Annotated in this window: 12 protein-coding genes; 5 read left to right on the top strand and 7 right to left on the bottom strand. The window is 69.8% G+C overall.

The window, feature by feature from the left end; all coding sequences use genetic code 11:
• Positions 1-154 precede the first annotated feature (154 nt).
• Complete coding sequence (locus tag P0592_RS16595) at positions 155-1558, bottom strand: cryptochrome/photolyase family protein (protein ID WP_276272025.1); 1404 nt, start codon at positions 1556-1558, stop codon at positions 155-157.
• 96 nt (positions 1559-1654) lie between these two features.
• Here P0592_RS16595 and P0592_RS16590 point away from each other — a divergent pair, with 96 nt between their 5' ends.
• Both P0592_RS16590 and P0592_RS16585 read left to right on the top strand, forming a co-directional pair.
• Entirely contained in the window at positions 1655-2449 is a 795-nt protein-coding gene (locus P0592_RS16590) for an enoyl-CoA hydratase/isomerase family protein (protein WP_276272024.1), read from the top strand.
• 40 nt (positions 2450-2489) lie between these two features.
• Complete coding sequence (locus tag P0592_RS16585; protein WP_276272023.1) at positions 2490-3002, top strand: winged helix-turn-helix domain-containing protein; 513 nt, start codon at positions 2490-2492, stop codon at positions 3000-3002.
• Between the two features lie 7 nt (positions 3003-3009).
• Here P0592_RS16585 and P0592_RS16580 read toward each other — a convergent pair whose 3' ends face one another.
• The gene (locus P0592_RS16580) at positions 3010-3291 is read right to left on the bottom strand and encodes a UPF0058 family protein (RefSeq protein ID WP_276272022.1); all 282 of its coding nucleotides are present in this window, start codon (positions 3289-3291) and stop codon (positions 3010-3012) included.
• 71 nt (positions 3292-3362) lie between these two features.
• Complete coding sequence (locus tag P0592_RS16575) at positions 3363-3578, bottom strand: DUF7120 family protein (RefSeq protein ID WP_276272021.1); 216 nt, start codon at positions 3576-3578, stop codon at positions 3363-3365.
• Positions 3579-3791: 213 nt separating this feature from the next.
• Between P0592_RS16575 and P0592_RS16570 the strand changes: the two genes are divergently transcribed.
• Together P0592_RS16570 and menD are read left to right on the top strand one after the other, a co-directional pair.
• Positions 3792-5123: an isochorismate synthase gene (locus P0592_RS16570; RefSeq protein WP_276272020.1), complete on the top strand. Its 1332-nt coding sequence runs from the start codon at positions 3792-3794 to the stop codon at positions 5121-5123.
• Positions 5124-6905, top strand: a complete 1782-nt coding sequence (gene menD / locus P0592_RS16565; RefSeq protein ID WP_276272019.1) for a 2-succinyl-5-enolpyruvyl-6-hydroxy-3-cyclohexene-1-carboxylic-acid synthase — start codon at positions 5124-5126, stop codon at positions 6903-6905.
• Positions 6906-6918: 13 nt separating this feature from the next.
• On the opposite strand, the gene P0592_RS16560 is transcribed toward menD, so the two are convergent.
• Positions 6919-7866: a DnaJ domain-containing protein gene (locus tag P0592_RS16560; RefSeq protein WP_276272018.1), complete on the bottom strand. Its 948-nt coding sequence runs from the start codon at positions 7864-7866 to the stop codon at positions 6919-6921.
• Between the two features lie 60 nt (positions 7867-7926).
• Complete coding sequence (locus tag P0592_RS16555; RefSeq protein WP_276272017.1) at positions 7927-8199, bottom strand: DUF8066 domain-containing protein; 273 nt, start codon at positions 8197-8199, stop codon at positions 7927-7929.
• An 84-nt stretch (positions 8200-8283) separates the two neighbouring features.
• On the opposite strand from P0592_RS16555, the gene P0592_RS16550 reads away from it, so the two are divergent.
• A complete protein-coding gene (locus P0592_RS16550) occupies positions 8284-9186 on the top strand; it encodes a 1,4-dihydroxy-2-naphthoyl-CoA synthase (RefSeq protein WP_276272016.1) in 903 nt (300 codons plus the stop codon).
• Here P0592_RS16550 and P0592_RS16545 read toward each other — a convergent pair.
• Together P0592_RS16545 and P0592_RS16540 are read right to left on the bottom strand one after the other, a co-directional pair.
• On the bottom strand, positions 9180-11285 hold the full coding sequence (locus P0592_RS16545; RefSeq protein WP_276272015.1) for a GAF domain-containing protein: 2106 nt from the start codon (positions 11283-11285) through the stop codon (positions 9180-9182). The genes P0592_RS16550 and P0592_RS16545 overlap by 7 nt on opposite strands.
• A gap of 97 nt (positions 11286-11382) precedes the next feature.
• On the bottom strand, positions 11383-12996 hold the full coding sequence (locus tag P0592_RS16540) for a class I adenylate-forming enzyme family protein (RefSeq protein WP_276272014.1): 1614 nt from the start codon (positions 12994-12996) through the stop codon (positions 11383-11385).
• Between the last annotated feature and the right edge of the window lie 60 nt (positions 12997-13056).

The following is a 13056-nucleotide window of genomic DNA, read 5'->3' as shown; positions in this document are numbered from 1 at the left end:
TATTCCGACGTGGGGCGGCCTGTTAAACGTTTAGGAGCCGTATGCTACCGTGACACACAGACCGGCGGACGAGAACCGCTTCGCCGGTCACGGAGGCCGGTCACTGCGCGTCCGCCCGGGGGAACGTCATCTCGTTCGCGCCTCTCGCTACCGCTCAGTCATCGCCCCTCGCCCGCTCGAACATCGAGATCGCCTCCTCCCGGCGCTCGCTGTGGTCGACGATCGGGTCGGGGTAGTCCGGCGCGGCGTTGCGCCGCTGGGTCAGGGACGCCTCGTGCCACCCGTGGATGATCTCCGGGTCGGTCCCCCGGAGTTCCGGCACGTACTCCGTGATGTACTCGGCGTCGGGGTCGTAGCGCTCGCCCTGCGTCATCGGGTTGAACACCCGGAAGTAGGGTTGCGCGTCGGTCCCCGTCGAGGCGGCCCACTGCCAGCCGCCGTTGTCGTTGGCGGTGTCGTGGTCGACCAGTTTCTCCCGGAACCAGTCGTAGCCGTGCCGCCAGTCGATGAGCAGGTCCTTGGTCAGGAAGGAGGCGACGATCATCCGCACGCGGTTGTGCATGTACGCCTCCGCGCGGAGCTGGCGCATCCCGGCGTCGACGATGGGGTAGCCCGTCTCGCCGTCCTTCCAGGCCTGGAGGTGGGCCTCGTCGTAGTCCCACTCGATCTCGTGTTCGTACTCCTTGTAGTTCTCCGTGACGACGTTGGGGTTGGCGAACAGGACCTGCGTGTAGAACTCCCGCCAGGCCAGCTGGGACTGGAACTCCTCGACGGACGCCTCGCGGTCGCTGCCGGGTTCGACGCGGCTCCGGGCGTCCTCGGTCCCCTCGTAGACCTCGCGGATCCCGATGGTCCCGAACTTCAGATGGGGCGAGAGCCGCGAGGTACACCCGTCGGCGGGGTAGTCGCGGCGCTCGTCGTAGCGGTAGACGTCCTCCTCGAGGAAGTCGGCGAGCAGCTGTCGTGCCCGCTCGGTACCGGCCTCGGGCACGTCGGCCTCGGGCTCGTCGAACCCCAACTCCGAGACGGTCGGGAGCGGGTCGCCGTCCACGGCCGCGAGCGCGTCGGCCGCCGGCGGGTCGTAGGGGTCGTCTTTCTCCCGGTCGAGCCACTTGTTCCCGAAGTAGGTGAACACGCTGTAGGGGTCGCCGCCGTTGGTCGTGATCTCGCCGGGCTCGTGACAGACGGCGTTCTGGACGGCCTCGCGGGCCACGTCGACGGCGTCCAGCGCCTGCCGGACGGCGGCGTCCCGTTCGCGGGCCAGTCCCGAGTAGTCCTTGCCCCACGTCACCACGTCCGCGTCGTACTCCCGAGCCACCTCGGGAACCACCTCGCGGGGGTCGCCGTGGGCGACGACGAGGTCGCCGTCCCGCTCGCGGTACCACGACCGGAGACTGTCCAGCGCGTCGAGCAGAAACGCGATCCGCGGGGGGCCGGCGTGGTCGAGCACGTCGCGGTCGAAGACGAAGAGCGGGACGACCGGGTCGTCCGCGCTCGCGGGGGCCAGCCCCGCGTTGTCCGTCGCCCGCAGGTCCCGCCGGTGCCAGTGGAGACGCATACCGGTTCCGTCGGTCCCGGCCCGCAAAAAGGCGCACCCAACAGGGTTGGGGTGGCCGACGGCACGCTTTTCTCGCTGGCGTCGGAGGTGGGGGGTATGGCAGCCGACGACGTCCTGCTCGACATCGACGACGGCGTGGCGACGGTGACGCTGAACCGACCCGACGCGCGCAACGCGCTCGCGGCCGAGACCGCGGATCGACTGGCCGAGCACTTCGAGACCATCGCCGACAGCGACGCCCGCGCGGTCGTCCTGGAGGGCAACGGGCCGGCGTTCTGTGCGGGCGGCGACATCGACGCGATGCTGACCGGGGTCGCAGAGGACACGCCGCCGGCCGAGCGGGTCGAACTGGTGGTCTCCTCGATCAACGAGGTCGTCAGGGTCGTCCACGACTGCCGGCTCCCCGTCGTCGCGAAGATCGACGGCGCGACGTTCGGGGCCGGCGCTGGCCTGGCGCTGGCCTGTGACGTGCAGTTGGCCAGCCCCGAGGCGAAGATCGGGTTCGGCTTCCGGCAGGTCGGGCTGGCGATGGACTCCGGCGTCTCGTACTTCCTGCCCCGCATCGTCGGCCCGAACAAGGCGAAGGAACTGGTGTTCACCGGCGAACTGCTCGACGCCGACGCGGCCCGCGACCTGGGCGTGTTCACCCGCCTGTTCGAAGCCGACGAGTTCGAGGACGGCGTCGAGAACGTCGTCTCGACCATCGCCGAGGGGCCGACAGTCGCGCTCACGCAGGCCAAGCGCCTGCTGAACCGCGGGAGCGAGTCCTCCCTGGAACAGGCGCTGGACCGCGAGGCCACCGCCCAGGGACTGGCGTTCACCACGGCGGACCACGAGGAGGGCGCGCGGGCGTTCATGGAGCAGCGCGACCCCGAGTTCGAGGGTCACTGATCCCCGAAACTGTCATACGGGCTGCAACGGGAGTGTCGGTATGGTACGCGACGGACCGGACTGGGAGTTCCGCGCCCGCGACGTCTACCTCCTCCGAGAGCTGGCCGCCGACCCGCACCGGTCTTCCCGGGAGCTGGCGGACATCCTCGCGGAGAAGTACGACATCGACGTCTCCCACGTCACGGTCAACGACTCCCTCCGGAAGATGCGCGAGGAGAACGTCTTCCGGGAGGCGATCGTCCCGAACGAGGCGCTGTTCAACTTCGCGCTGTTCGAGTTCAAGTTCAACCCCGAGCACTTCGCGGACGCGTGGCACGACGCGATGGTCGAGATCCGCGACGACCGGCACACGCTCTTTTACTTCCTCTCGGACGGGGAGTACCAGTGGAAGTCCGTGATGATGTTCCCGACGCGGCAGGCCGAGTCACGCTGGATTCACGAGTTCTACAAGGAACACGGCGAGCTGGTCCAGAACGTGCGCAACTCCGTGGTCCACAACGTCCTGAAGTTCCGGACGGACCCGGAGATGTTCACCGACCTGCACGACGAGTAGCGACCGCTTACAGCTTGTTCTCGGCGTCCTCGGCGAGTTCGGCCATCCGCTTGCCGACCCGGCCCGCGTCGGAGAACTCGTCCTCGCTCATCGCCGTCGCCAGCGCGTTCCCCAGCACGAAGACGGCGTGTTTGTGCTCGCTCTTGGACTTGTGGACGTCGGAGGGGCGCACGTCGAGTTCCTGGTACGGATCGAACAGCTCCGGGTCAGTGCTGTCCATCTCGTCCCGGAAGAACTCCATGATGGTCACCATCTGCTCGTGTAGCTCCAGAAGTTCGTCCTTGTGCATTGTTGTCTGCTCTATGCGCCGCAATTCGTATAAGAATTACTTGAGAAGAGCTACCAGACGATCCGTCGCCATCAGAAGACGTACTCGTCGTCGTGACCCATCATACCGTCTTCCTCGAAACCGGGCTCGTCGTCTTCGTCCTGCGGACCGGAGGTCTTGTAGGCCTTCAGTCCCGTCGAGAGGAGGTCTTCGATGGCTTCCTCGCGGTTGAGGAACTCACCCTTCTCGACCATCTGGGCGATCTGCATCTCCAAGTGTTCAGGGATGTTGATCTCTACCTTTGGCATCGCAACGTAGGGGTCTTTGCCCAAGGCCTATTTAAATGTGGCGGGGGTGTTCACACGATTCCACAAACGTTATTCTCTCACTACGACCTGAAGTTGTGGCTCACGAACGTCCGTTTTCGGTTTCGAAAACTACCGGCTGTCGACAGCGCGGCCGAACGCCGTCGGTCGCGGCGATAGTCAGGCTCAAAGGGGCGGAATCCTAACGTCGGAGTGATGGAACCTCTGGGTGACGGTGTGTCGGCTGTCTCCGAGACGACGGTCGTCGCGCGGGGCCGGCGGCTGGACGCCGGGTCGCTCCGGCCCGTCCTCGACGCCGAGACCCGGCCGCGGTTCGCGTGGGCGACGCCGTCCGAGTCGATGGCGGCCAGCGGCGCGGCCACGACGATCACCGCCGCCGGTCCGACTCGGTTCGACGACGTCCGCGAGGCCGCGACGGCCCTGTTCGACGCCTTCGAGCTCCCGACCACGCTCCCGAACGTGGCTCGGCCCCGCCTGTTCGGCGGCTTCGCCTTCCACGACGGCGAGGACGGCGACGCGACGTGGGACGGCTTCCCGAGCGCGATGTTCTTCCTGCCGTCGGTACAGGTCGCCGCGGCGGAGGGCGGAGCCTGGCTCACGACGACTGGGGTCGGTCCGTCGGCCGCCGAGGAGGCCGAGGAACTGCTCGACGAGTGGTACGCTCGCCTCGAAGACGCCGACCCGCAGTCGACGGCCGCCCCACCCGGGGTCGAGCGTCGGGAACGGACGCCCTCGAAGGCCGTCTGGCACGAACAGGTCGGGAGCGCACTGGAGCAGGTCGACAGCGGCCGCCTTCGGAAGGTCGTGCTCGCGCAGGCGCTGCGCACCCACCTGCGCTCGGAGCTGTCCGTGCCCGACGCGCTCGCGCGCCTCGCGGAGACGTATCCCGACTGCTATCGCTTCCTGTTCTCGCCCGAGGACGGCGGGACGTTCTTCGGCGCGACGCCCGAGCGGCTGGTCTCGCTGCGGGGCCGGACCGTCAGGACCGAGGCGCTGGCCGGATCGACCGGTCGGGGCGACACTCCCGCCGAGGACGAGTGGCTCGCCGCCGACCTGCTGGACAGCGAGAAGGACGCCCACGAACACGAACTCGTCGCGGAGACGATCCGCGACCAGCTGGAGCCGTTCGCGTCGTCGGTGCGCATCGGCGACCGGTCGGTCCGCCGGCTGGCGACGGTCCAGCACATCCGGACCTCGATCACCGCGGAGCTCGACCGCGACGAACACGTCCTGAACCTCGTCGAGGCGCTCCACCCGACGCCGGCCGTGGGCGGGCTCCCGCCGGACGAGGCGCTGCGGACGATCCGCGAGACCGAGGCGTTCGACCGCGGCTGGTACGCCGCCCCCGTCGGGTGGGTCGACGCCGCCGGCAACGGCACGTTCGCCGTCGGCATCCGCTCGGCGTTGGCCCGCGGTGCGACCGCGACGCTGTTCGCCGGGGCGGGCATCGTCGCCGACAGCGACCCCGACCGCGAGTGGGACGAGATCCAGCTCAAGTACCGGCCGATGCTCGACGAGCTCGAATAGATGGGGTACCCGAACGCGAACACGCTCTGGGCCGAGACGCTCGTCGCGGAGCTGGTCGCCGGCGGCGTCGACGCCGTCTGCGTCTCGCCCGGGAGTCGGTCGACGCCGCTGACCGTCGCCGTCGCCGAACACCCGGCCGTGACGGTCTACTCCCACCTCGACGAGCGCTCGTCGGCCTTCTTCGCGCTGGGCCGGGCGCGCCGGACCGGCGAGCCGACGCCGCTGATCTGTACCTCCGGGACGGCGGCGGCGAACTTCCACCCCGCCGTGATCGAGGCGAGCCAGGCGGGCGTGCCGATGCTCCTGCTGACGGCCGACCGACCGCCGGAGCTGACCGACAGCGGTGCGAACCAGACCGTCGACCAGGAGAAGCTGTACGGCGACGCCGTCCGGTGGTACCGCGACCTGCCGGAACCGGAGGCAGAGCCGCGGAAGGTGCGGATGCTCCGGACGACGGCGGCGCGCGGGCTCGCCGCCGCCACCGGGGCCGACCCCGGACCGGTCCACCTCAACTGCCGGTTCCGCAAGCCGCTGGAGCCGACGGTCGAGGTGGACGGCGACGAACCGGAGGGGGTCCCCGACGACTGGGCCGACGGCGACGCGCCGGCCGCCGAGGGCCGGGACGGGCCGTTCGTCCGGACGGCACGGGGGCGGAGCGAACTCGCTGCCGGCGACGTGGCGCGGGTGGCCCGCGCCGTCGAGCGCGCCGACCGGGGCCTCGTCGTCGCCGGCCCCGCACACGACGGTCTCTCGGCCGACGCGCTCGCGACGCTCGCCGACGCCACCGGCTTCCCGGTGCTGGCGGACCCGCTCTCGGACCTGCGGTTCGGCCGCCACGTCGAGGCTGTCGACCCGCCGGTGTGTGGCGGCTACGACGCGTACCTCGGGAGTTCGGCGACCGAACCCTGGCCGGACCCCGAGGTCGTGCTCCGGTTCGGCGCGTCGCCCACCTCGAAGCCGCTCCGACACTACCTGCGTGACGCCGCCGGCCGGCAGTTCGTCGTCGACCCTCGCGGCGGCTGGCCGGAGGCGGAGTTCACGGCGACGGACCTGCTGGTCGCCGACGAGGACGCCACCGCGCGGGCGGTCGCCGAGCGCGTCACGGCTCCCGGCTCGACCGCCTGGCGAGAGCGGTTCGAGGCCGCCGAGCGAGCACACTGGTCGACCGTCGAATCGGCGCTCGACGGCCCGTACTGGGAGGGCGGCGTCCTCGCGGACGTGGCCGCGCTCGCGCCCGACCCGGCGACGGCGTTCGTCGCCAACAGTATGGCGGTCCGCGACCTCGACCGCTTCGGGCGGCCGCGCACGGCCGACCTGACGGTGCTCGGGAACCGCGGGGCCAGCGGCATCGACGGCATCACCTCGACGGCGCTGGGGGCCGGCAGCGCGACGGACGACCCGCTCGTCCTCGTGACCGGCGACCTGGCGTACTACCACGACATGAACGGCCTGCTGGCGCTGGAGCGGTGCGGCGTCGACGCGACGGTGGTGCTGGTGAACAACGACGGCGGCGGCATCTTCCACCGCCTCCCCATCGAGGACCACCCGACCTTCGAGGAGCAGTTCCGGACGCCACACGGCCTCGACTTCGCGCCGACGGGCGACATCTACGACCTCGCGTTCCGGCGCGCGACGGACCGCGAGGCGTTCACCGAGGCGTTCACGGCGTCTGTGAGCGGCGAGGGCACCCAGGTCGTCGAGGTGCCGTTCGACGCCGGCGCGAGCCACGACCGGCGCGACGCCGTGACCGCCGACAGCAGGGACGCCGTCGGCGACCGCTGAGTGGGCGGTCCCGCTACCGGGCGAGGACGGCGGCGGTCAGCAGGGAGAACCCGAACGGGAGCCACGTGCCACACAGCGCGATCACGCCGACCAGCGACAGCAGCCCGACGTTCAGCCACAGCAAGACGAGCGGCGTCAGCACGCTCCACCCGCCGAACGCGAGGATGGCGATGCGCGGCATCGACTGGAGGTAGCCGACGACGAGCAGGGCACACCCGGCGACGATCGCGTTGACGACGACCGGGAACGCGGGCAACACGGCGGAGAGCAACAACACGGGGTACAGCGCGAACGTGATGCCGAGCAGCGTCAGTTCGCGCCCCGTCGGGACGAGACGACGGATGTCCCGGTCGGGGCCGGCGGAGTCGCGGACCGAGTACGTCGCGGAGGCGGCCCAGGCCGGTGACTCCCCGCCGGACGCGTAGCCGCCGACCGTCGACGTGTCGCCGCGCGGGCCGCTCGTCGCCGCGGCACCGGCGTCGGTCGCAGCCTCCCCGGTGGAGTCCGGTCCCGTCGGCTCGCTCGTCCCCTCGCCGCCGGTGTCCGCGTCGCGAACGCGCTCGCTGGCGCGGCGCTCCCGCCGGCGGCGCTCCCGGGCGCGCCCTCGCCCGTCACGCTCCCGCGTGCCGCCGTTCTCGCCGCCGGTCCGCTCGTCGCTCTCGCGGCCGTAGCCGGCCCGGCGCGCGGCCTCGGCCGGGTTGCTGTTCGTCTCGCCGTCACGAGCGCCCGCGGACGTGTCGCCGACGTAAGCCGCGTGGCCGATGCGGTCGTACCGCTCGCGTTCGGCCTCGTCGACGAGGACGTCGCGGGCCGCCACGATCCGCTTGGTCGACTCCCGTGCGTCCGCCGCGTCGCTGACGTCCGGGTGGGACTCCTTCAGTCGCTCCCGGTAGGCCGCCTCGATCTCCTCGGTCGTCGCGTCCTCCGAGACGCCGAGCACGTCGTAGAAGGTCCGTGTCATAGGAGGGCGGCGGTTACGGACAGTCGGACGTACCGTGATATAAATCCTTCCGCCCGGTTCTCACTCGCTGTTCTCGCCGGTCGGCACGTCCTCGGACGCCGACTCGCCGCCGTCGGTGACCTCCGCGGCCCGCTCGTGGGCGATGGTCTCCAGGGACCCGGCGATGCGGGCCAACACCGTCACGAACAGGTAGAACAGGTAGACGGCCCACAGCAGTGCGACGACGACGAACCCGAGGAGTATCTGCTGGACGATGACGAGGCTGTACAGGACGACGAGGGTGGAGACGACGCCGAGCGCGATCTCCACTTGTCGACTGCGACTGGAGGGCATACGTGTGGACAGTCGTCCGACCGTCCCGAAAGCGTTTCGGCGTTCGCTAAGGCTTTTTGCCCGCCGCTCCCCTGCGTGTCCGGTATGGTCTCTGCGTTGTTCGACGACAGCCGCTGGGAACCGGTCGAGCGGTTCGACTTCACCGACATCACGTACCACCGCTCGACGGAGACGGGCGCGGTCCGCATCGCCTTCGACCGGCCGGAGAAGCGAAACGCCTTCCGGCCGGAGACGGTCGACGAGCTCTCGGCGGCGCTGGACCACGCGAAACGGTTGACTGACGTCGGCTGTGTCCTCATCACCGGCAACGGCCCCTCCGAGACGGACGGCGGGTGGGCGTTCTGTGCCGGCGGCGACCAGTCGATCCGGGGCGAGAGCGGGTACGAGTATCGGGCCGAAGACGATGTGGGGAGCGAGGACGCCCCCGACAACGTCGGCCGCCTCCACATCCTGGAGGTCCAGCGGCAGATCCGTCACATCCCGAAGGTCGTCGTCGCCGTCGTCCCCGGGTGGGCAGTCGGCGGCGGCCACTCGCTGCACGTGGTCTGTGACCTCACGCTGGCAAGCGCGGATCACGCGAAGTTCCTCCAGACCGACCCCGACGTGGGCAGTTTCGACGGCGGGTTCGGGTCGGCGTACCTCGCCCGGCAGGTCGGGCAGAAGAAGGCCCGCGAGGTGTTCTTCCTCGGGAAGACCTACGACGCCGAGGAGGCCGCCGAGATGGGGATGGTCAACGAGGCCGTCCCCCACGAGGAGCTGGAGGCGACGGCGATCGAGTGGGCCGAGGAGATCAACGCCAAGTCACCGACGGCGATGCGGATGCTGAAGTACGCGTTCAACCTCGACTCCGACGGGATGGTCGGCCAGCAGGTCTTCGCCGGGGAAGCGACCAGGCTGGCGTATATGACCGACGAGGCCCAGGAGGGCCGGGACGCGTTCAACGAGAAGCGGGACCCCGACTTCGACGACGTGCCCTGGCACTACTGAGCGTCGTCGGCGAACTCGACGCCGCTCACCTCGAACCGCGCACCGCCGGCCGCGCTCTCCGTGGCGCGGACCGACCAGCCGTGGGCGTCGGCGATCTGCTGGACGATCGCGAGCCCGAACCCGGTCCCGGAATCGCTGGTCGTGTACCCGCTCTCGAACAGGTTCTCTCGCTCGTCTTCGGGGATCCCGGGACCGTCGTCGGCCACGTAGAAGCCGTCGTCGAGCGCTCCGACGGTCACCTGAACAGTCCCCCCGCCGTGTTCCGCGGCGTCCTCGGCAGCCTGCGACAGAGGGTCCGTCGAGCCGTGCTCGACGGCGTCGTCGGACCCCGTCCGACTGCCTGTGGAACCGTGTTCCACAGCGTTCCGGAACAGGTTCTCCAGGAGTTGCCGGAGCCGCCCCTCGTCGGCACGCAGCGAGGCCGCCGTCTCGACCGCGAGGTCGGCTCCGTCCGTCTCGACGACCGCCCAGCCCCGGAACGCGATCTCGTCGAGAGCGACCGTTCCCACCGACCCGACCGTCTCGCCGGCCCGCGAGAGCGTGAGCAGGTCGTCGATGAGCGTCTCCATCCTGTCGAGCGATCGCTCACACCGGTCGAAGTGAGCCTGCTCGCCGGTCTCCGCGGCGAGTTCGAGCGACCCCCTTGCGACCCCGAGGGGGTTCCGGAGGTCGTGGCTGACGATGGAGGCGAACTCGTCGAGGCGTTCGTTCTCGCGTTCGAGCTCGCGTTGCTGTTCGACGCGCTCGGTCACGTCCCGAACGACGCCCGCGACGCCCTGGAACGAGTCGTCGTAGGGCAGCAGTCGGAGATGGACCTCGTAGGTGTGGGCACCCGTGCCGTCGGCTGGCCGCAGTTCCGTGACGAACGCCGCGCTCCGTCGGTCCGTCTCGGAGGAGAGCAACTGCCGGATCGTGTCCAGGTACGTCTCGACGATGTGCTCGTCGATGACGCCGTCCTCGACGAGCAGCTGGAACGGCTCGCCGGCGAGGTCGTCGTGGTCGTAGCCGACGATGTCCGCCCAGGCGTCGTTGACCTGGCGCATCGTTCCCGCCTCGTCGAGGAGGAACACGCCGTCCGGGACCGTCTCGACGACCGTCCGGTACCGTTCGAGGTCCCGACGGTGCGCGATCTGGTCCATCGCCGCCGTCGCCGTGGAGGCCAGCAGGTCCGCCAGGGCCACGTCCGTCCGGTCGAAGTCCTTCGGGTCGGTCGAAGAGAGGATGTACACGCCGTGGTCGCCCAGCGGGTGGACGATGAGGCTCCGCACCGGGGACCCCTCGGCGCGGACGCGGTCGTCCGACCGGACGTCGGCGACGACTAGCGGCTCGCCCGACTCGTAGATGTCCCAGACGGTCTGCTGTGTGGTCCCGCCGTCGCACGCGTAGTCCGGGACCTCTCCGAGTTCCCGTGCGACCGCGCTGGTGGCCGCGACGCCCGCCAGAACGTCCCTGGACTCGTCGTACAGGTGGACGCCGCTCAGCGGGAGCGTGAACACGTCGCGGGCCGCATCGACGATGCGGGTGGCCACGCCGCGGCGATTGTCGGCGTCGATGAGGTCCTCCGTCACTGACTGGACCTTTCGGGTCCGGCGTTCGCTGTCGGCGAGGGTCTCGTTTCGCGCTTCGAGCCGCCGCTCCCGATCCAGGCGGTCGAGCGCCTGGGCGACGTGGCTGCAGAGCAGCTCCCCGAGGTCGCGGTCCGCTTCCTCGAAGGGGTCGGCGGACGCCCTGACCGCCTGAAAGACGCCGTGGTCCCCGAGCGGGACCGTCAGCGCGACGTCGAATCGGTCGTCCTCCTCGACGATGTCCGAGGCGGCGGCGTCGTTCATCAGCAGCGACTCGCCGGTCTGGTAGGCACGCCCCGCCAACCCCTCGTCGGCCGAGAGCGTCGCCACGGTGTCCGTGTCGAAGCCGCTCGACGACGCGACGATGGGCAGTCGCCCGTCGCGTTCGAGCGAGACCGCGCAGTGGTCGAACGCCAGGACCTGCTCGGCGGCCTCGACGGCGCGCCGACAGACGGCCGCTCGACTGTCGAGGTCGCGGATGTCGGTGGCCACCTCGTGGAGCGCCCGGAGCGTCGATTCCTCGTCTCCGCGCATCTGTCGTCACGAGGACCTATCAACTGATAATTGTTTGTGATCCGGTATCAGTTCTGAGACTGGAGGGTCGACCCGAGCGAGCCCGGTCCCTCGCGGCCTACCCCTCGCCGACCATCCGGTCCTCGTCGTCCCACTCCTCCTGCCGGAGTTCGTACTTCTGGACCTTCCCGGTCGCCGTGGTGGGCAGGGACTCGACGAACTCGACCCGGCGGACGACCTTGTAGCTGGCGAGGTGCTCGCGGGTGAAATCCACGATCTCTTCCTCGGTCGTCCCCGGGGCCTCCGGGTCGCCGGACGCGGGGACGATGAACGCCTTCGGCGTCTCGCCCCACTCGTCGCTGGGCGCGGGGATGACGGCCGCGTCGGCGACGGCGTCGTGTTCGTACAGCGTGTCCTCCAGTTCGATGGTGGAGATGTTCTCGCCCCCGGAGATGATGATGTCCTTCTTGCGGTCCCGGATGGCGATCATCCCGTCGGAGTCGACCGTCGCGAGGTCGCCGGTGTGGTAGTACCCCTCGATGCGGTCGGAGAAGGCGATCTCGGTCTCCTCGGGCTTGTTCCAGTAGCGGTCCATCACCTGGTTCCCGCGGACGACGATCTCCCCGAGCGTCGCGTCGTCCTGTGGCACGTCGTTGCCGTCCTCGTCGACGACCCGGACCTCGGTCCCGAGGAAGCCGATGCCCTGTCGCTTCTTCACCCCGAACCGGGCGCTGCTCCCGTCGTCGAAGAACCGCCGGGCGTCGGAGGTGGTGATGAGCGGCCCCGTCTCCGTCGCCCCGTAGACGTGCGACAGGTACCAGCCGAAGTCGTCCTCGACGGCGCGGATGACCGCCTCGGGCGGGGCGCTGCCGGCGGTCGCGACCCGGACGTCGTTGTCGCCGGTCGTCGGCACGTCGCCGTGGTCCCCGTAGTAGTCGACCAGCAGGTTCAGCACCGTCGGCGCGCCACAGAGGTAGGAGACGTCCTCCGCCGCGACGGCCTCGAAGATCCCGCCGGCGTCGATCCCGCGGGTACAGACGTGTTTCGCGCCCATCCCGGTCACCGCGTAGATGTGGCCCCAGCCGTTGACGTGGAACATCGGCAGCGTCCAGAGGTAGACGTCGTCGTCGGAGATGTCCAGGTGGAGCGCCACCAGGTAGGCGTGGAGCGTCTCGGTCCGGTGGGTCCGGCAGACGCCCTTCGGGTCGCCGGTCGTCCCCGACGTGTAGTTGATGGTGATGACGTCGTCCTCGGCCATCTCGGGGCGCTCGAAGCCGGCGTCGGTCTCGATGGCCTCGTCGAAGGACTCCCAGTCGCCCTCGACCGCGTCGGCGTCGTTGGTGACGAACACCTCGGTCGGCACGTCGTCGCGGACGGCCTCGATCTTCTCGGCGTACTCGTAGTCGGCGAAGACGGCGTCGACGCCGGCGTCCGAGAGGATGTACTCGAAGTCGTCGGGGGTGAGCCGGTAGTTCAGCGGCGTGTGGACCGCCCCCAGCTGCATCGCGCCGTAGGCGGCCTCGAGGTGGTAGTGCGTGTTCGGGTCCAGCACGCCGACGCGGTCGCCCTTCTCGATCCCGCGTTCGGCCAGCGCGGCCGCGAACCCGTCGGCCCGCTCACCGAACTCGTCGTAGGTGAACCGCTCACCGGTGGTCGCGACGACGGCCTCGTGGTCGCCGTAGTACCGCCGTGCCCTGTCCAGGAAGTCCGTCACGAGCAGTGGTTTCTGCATCACTTTCCCGTTCGAATAAAGGTGATAAAATACTTTTGTCACTTCCCGCCGCACCGACGG

The organism is Haloarcula litorea, assembly GCF_029338195.1.
Classification (GTDB): domain Archaea; phylum Halobacteriota; class Halobacteria; order Halobacteriales; family Haloarculaceae; genus Haloarcula; species Haloarcula litorea.
This window is presented reverse-complemented; position numbering and strand designations above follow the sequence as displayed.

Coding starts and splice junctions, on each gene's coding strand:
- P0592_RS16540 (WP_276272014.1), bottom strand. CDS start 12,996: ATGCAGAAACCACTGCTCGTGACGGACTTCCTGGACAGGGCACGGCGG.
- P0592_RS16585 (WP_276272023.1), top strand. CDS start 2,490: ATGGTACGCGACGGACCGGACTGGGAGTTCCGCGCCCGCGACGTCTAC.
- P0592_RS16560 (WP_276272018.1), bottom strand. CDS start 7,866: ATGACACGGACCTTCTACGACGTGCTCGGCGTCTCGGAGGACGCGACG.
- P0592_RS16555 (WP_276272017.1), bottom strand. CDS start 8,199: ATGCCCTCCAGTCGCAGTCGACAAGTGGAGATCGCGCTCGGCGTCGTC.
- P0592_RS16575 (WP_276272021.1), bottom strand. CDS start 3,578: ATGCCAAAGGTAGAGATCAACATCCCTGAACACTTGGAGATGCAGATC.
- P0592_RS16580 (WP_276272022.1), bottom strand. CDS start 3,291: ATGCACAAGGACGAACTTCTGGAGCTACACGAGCAGATGGTGACCATC.
- P0592_RS16570 (WP_276272020.1), top strand. CDS start 3,792: ATGGAACCTCTGGGTGACGGTGTGTCGGCTGTCTCCGAGACGACGGTC.
- P0592_RS16595 (WP_276272025.1), bottom strand. CDS start 1,558: ATGCGTCTCCACTGGCACCGGCGGGACCTGCGGGCGACGGACAACGCG.
- P0592_RS16590 (WP_276272024.1), top strand. CDS start 1,655: ATGGCAGCCGACGACGTCCTGCTCGACATCGACGACGGCGTGGCGACG.
- menD (WP_276272019.1), top strand. CDS start 5,124: ATGGGGTACCCGAACGCGAACACGCTCTGGGCCGAGACGCTCGTCGCG.
- P0592_RS16550 (WP_276272016.1), top strand. CDS start 8,284: ATGGTCTCTGCGTTGTTCGACGACAGCCGCTGGGAACCGGTCGAGCGG.
- P0592_RS16545 (WP_276272015.1), bottom strand. CDS start 11,285: ATGCGCGGAGACGAGGAATCGACGCTCCGGGCGCTCCACGAGGTGGCC.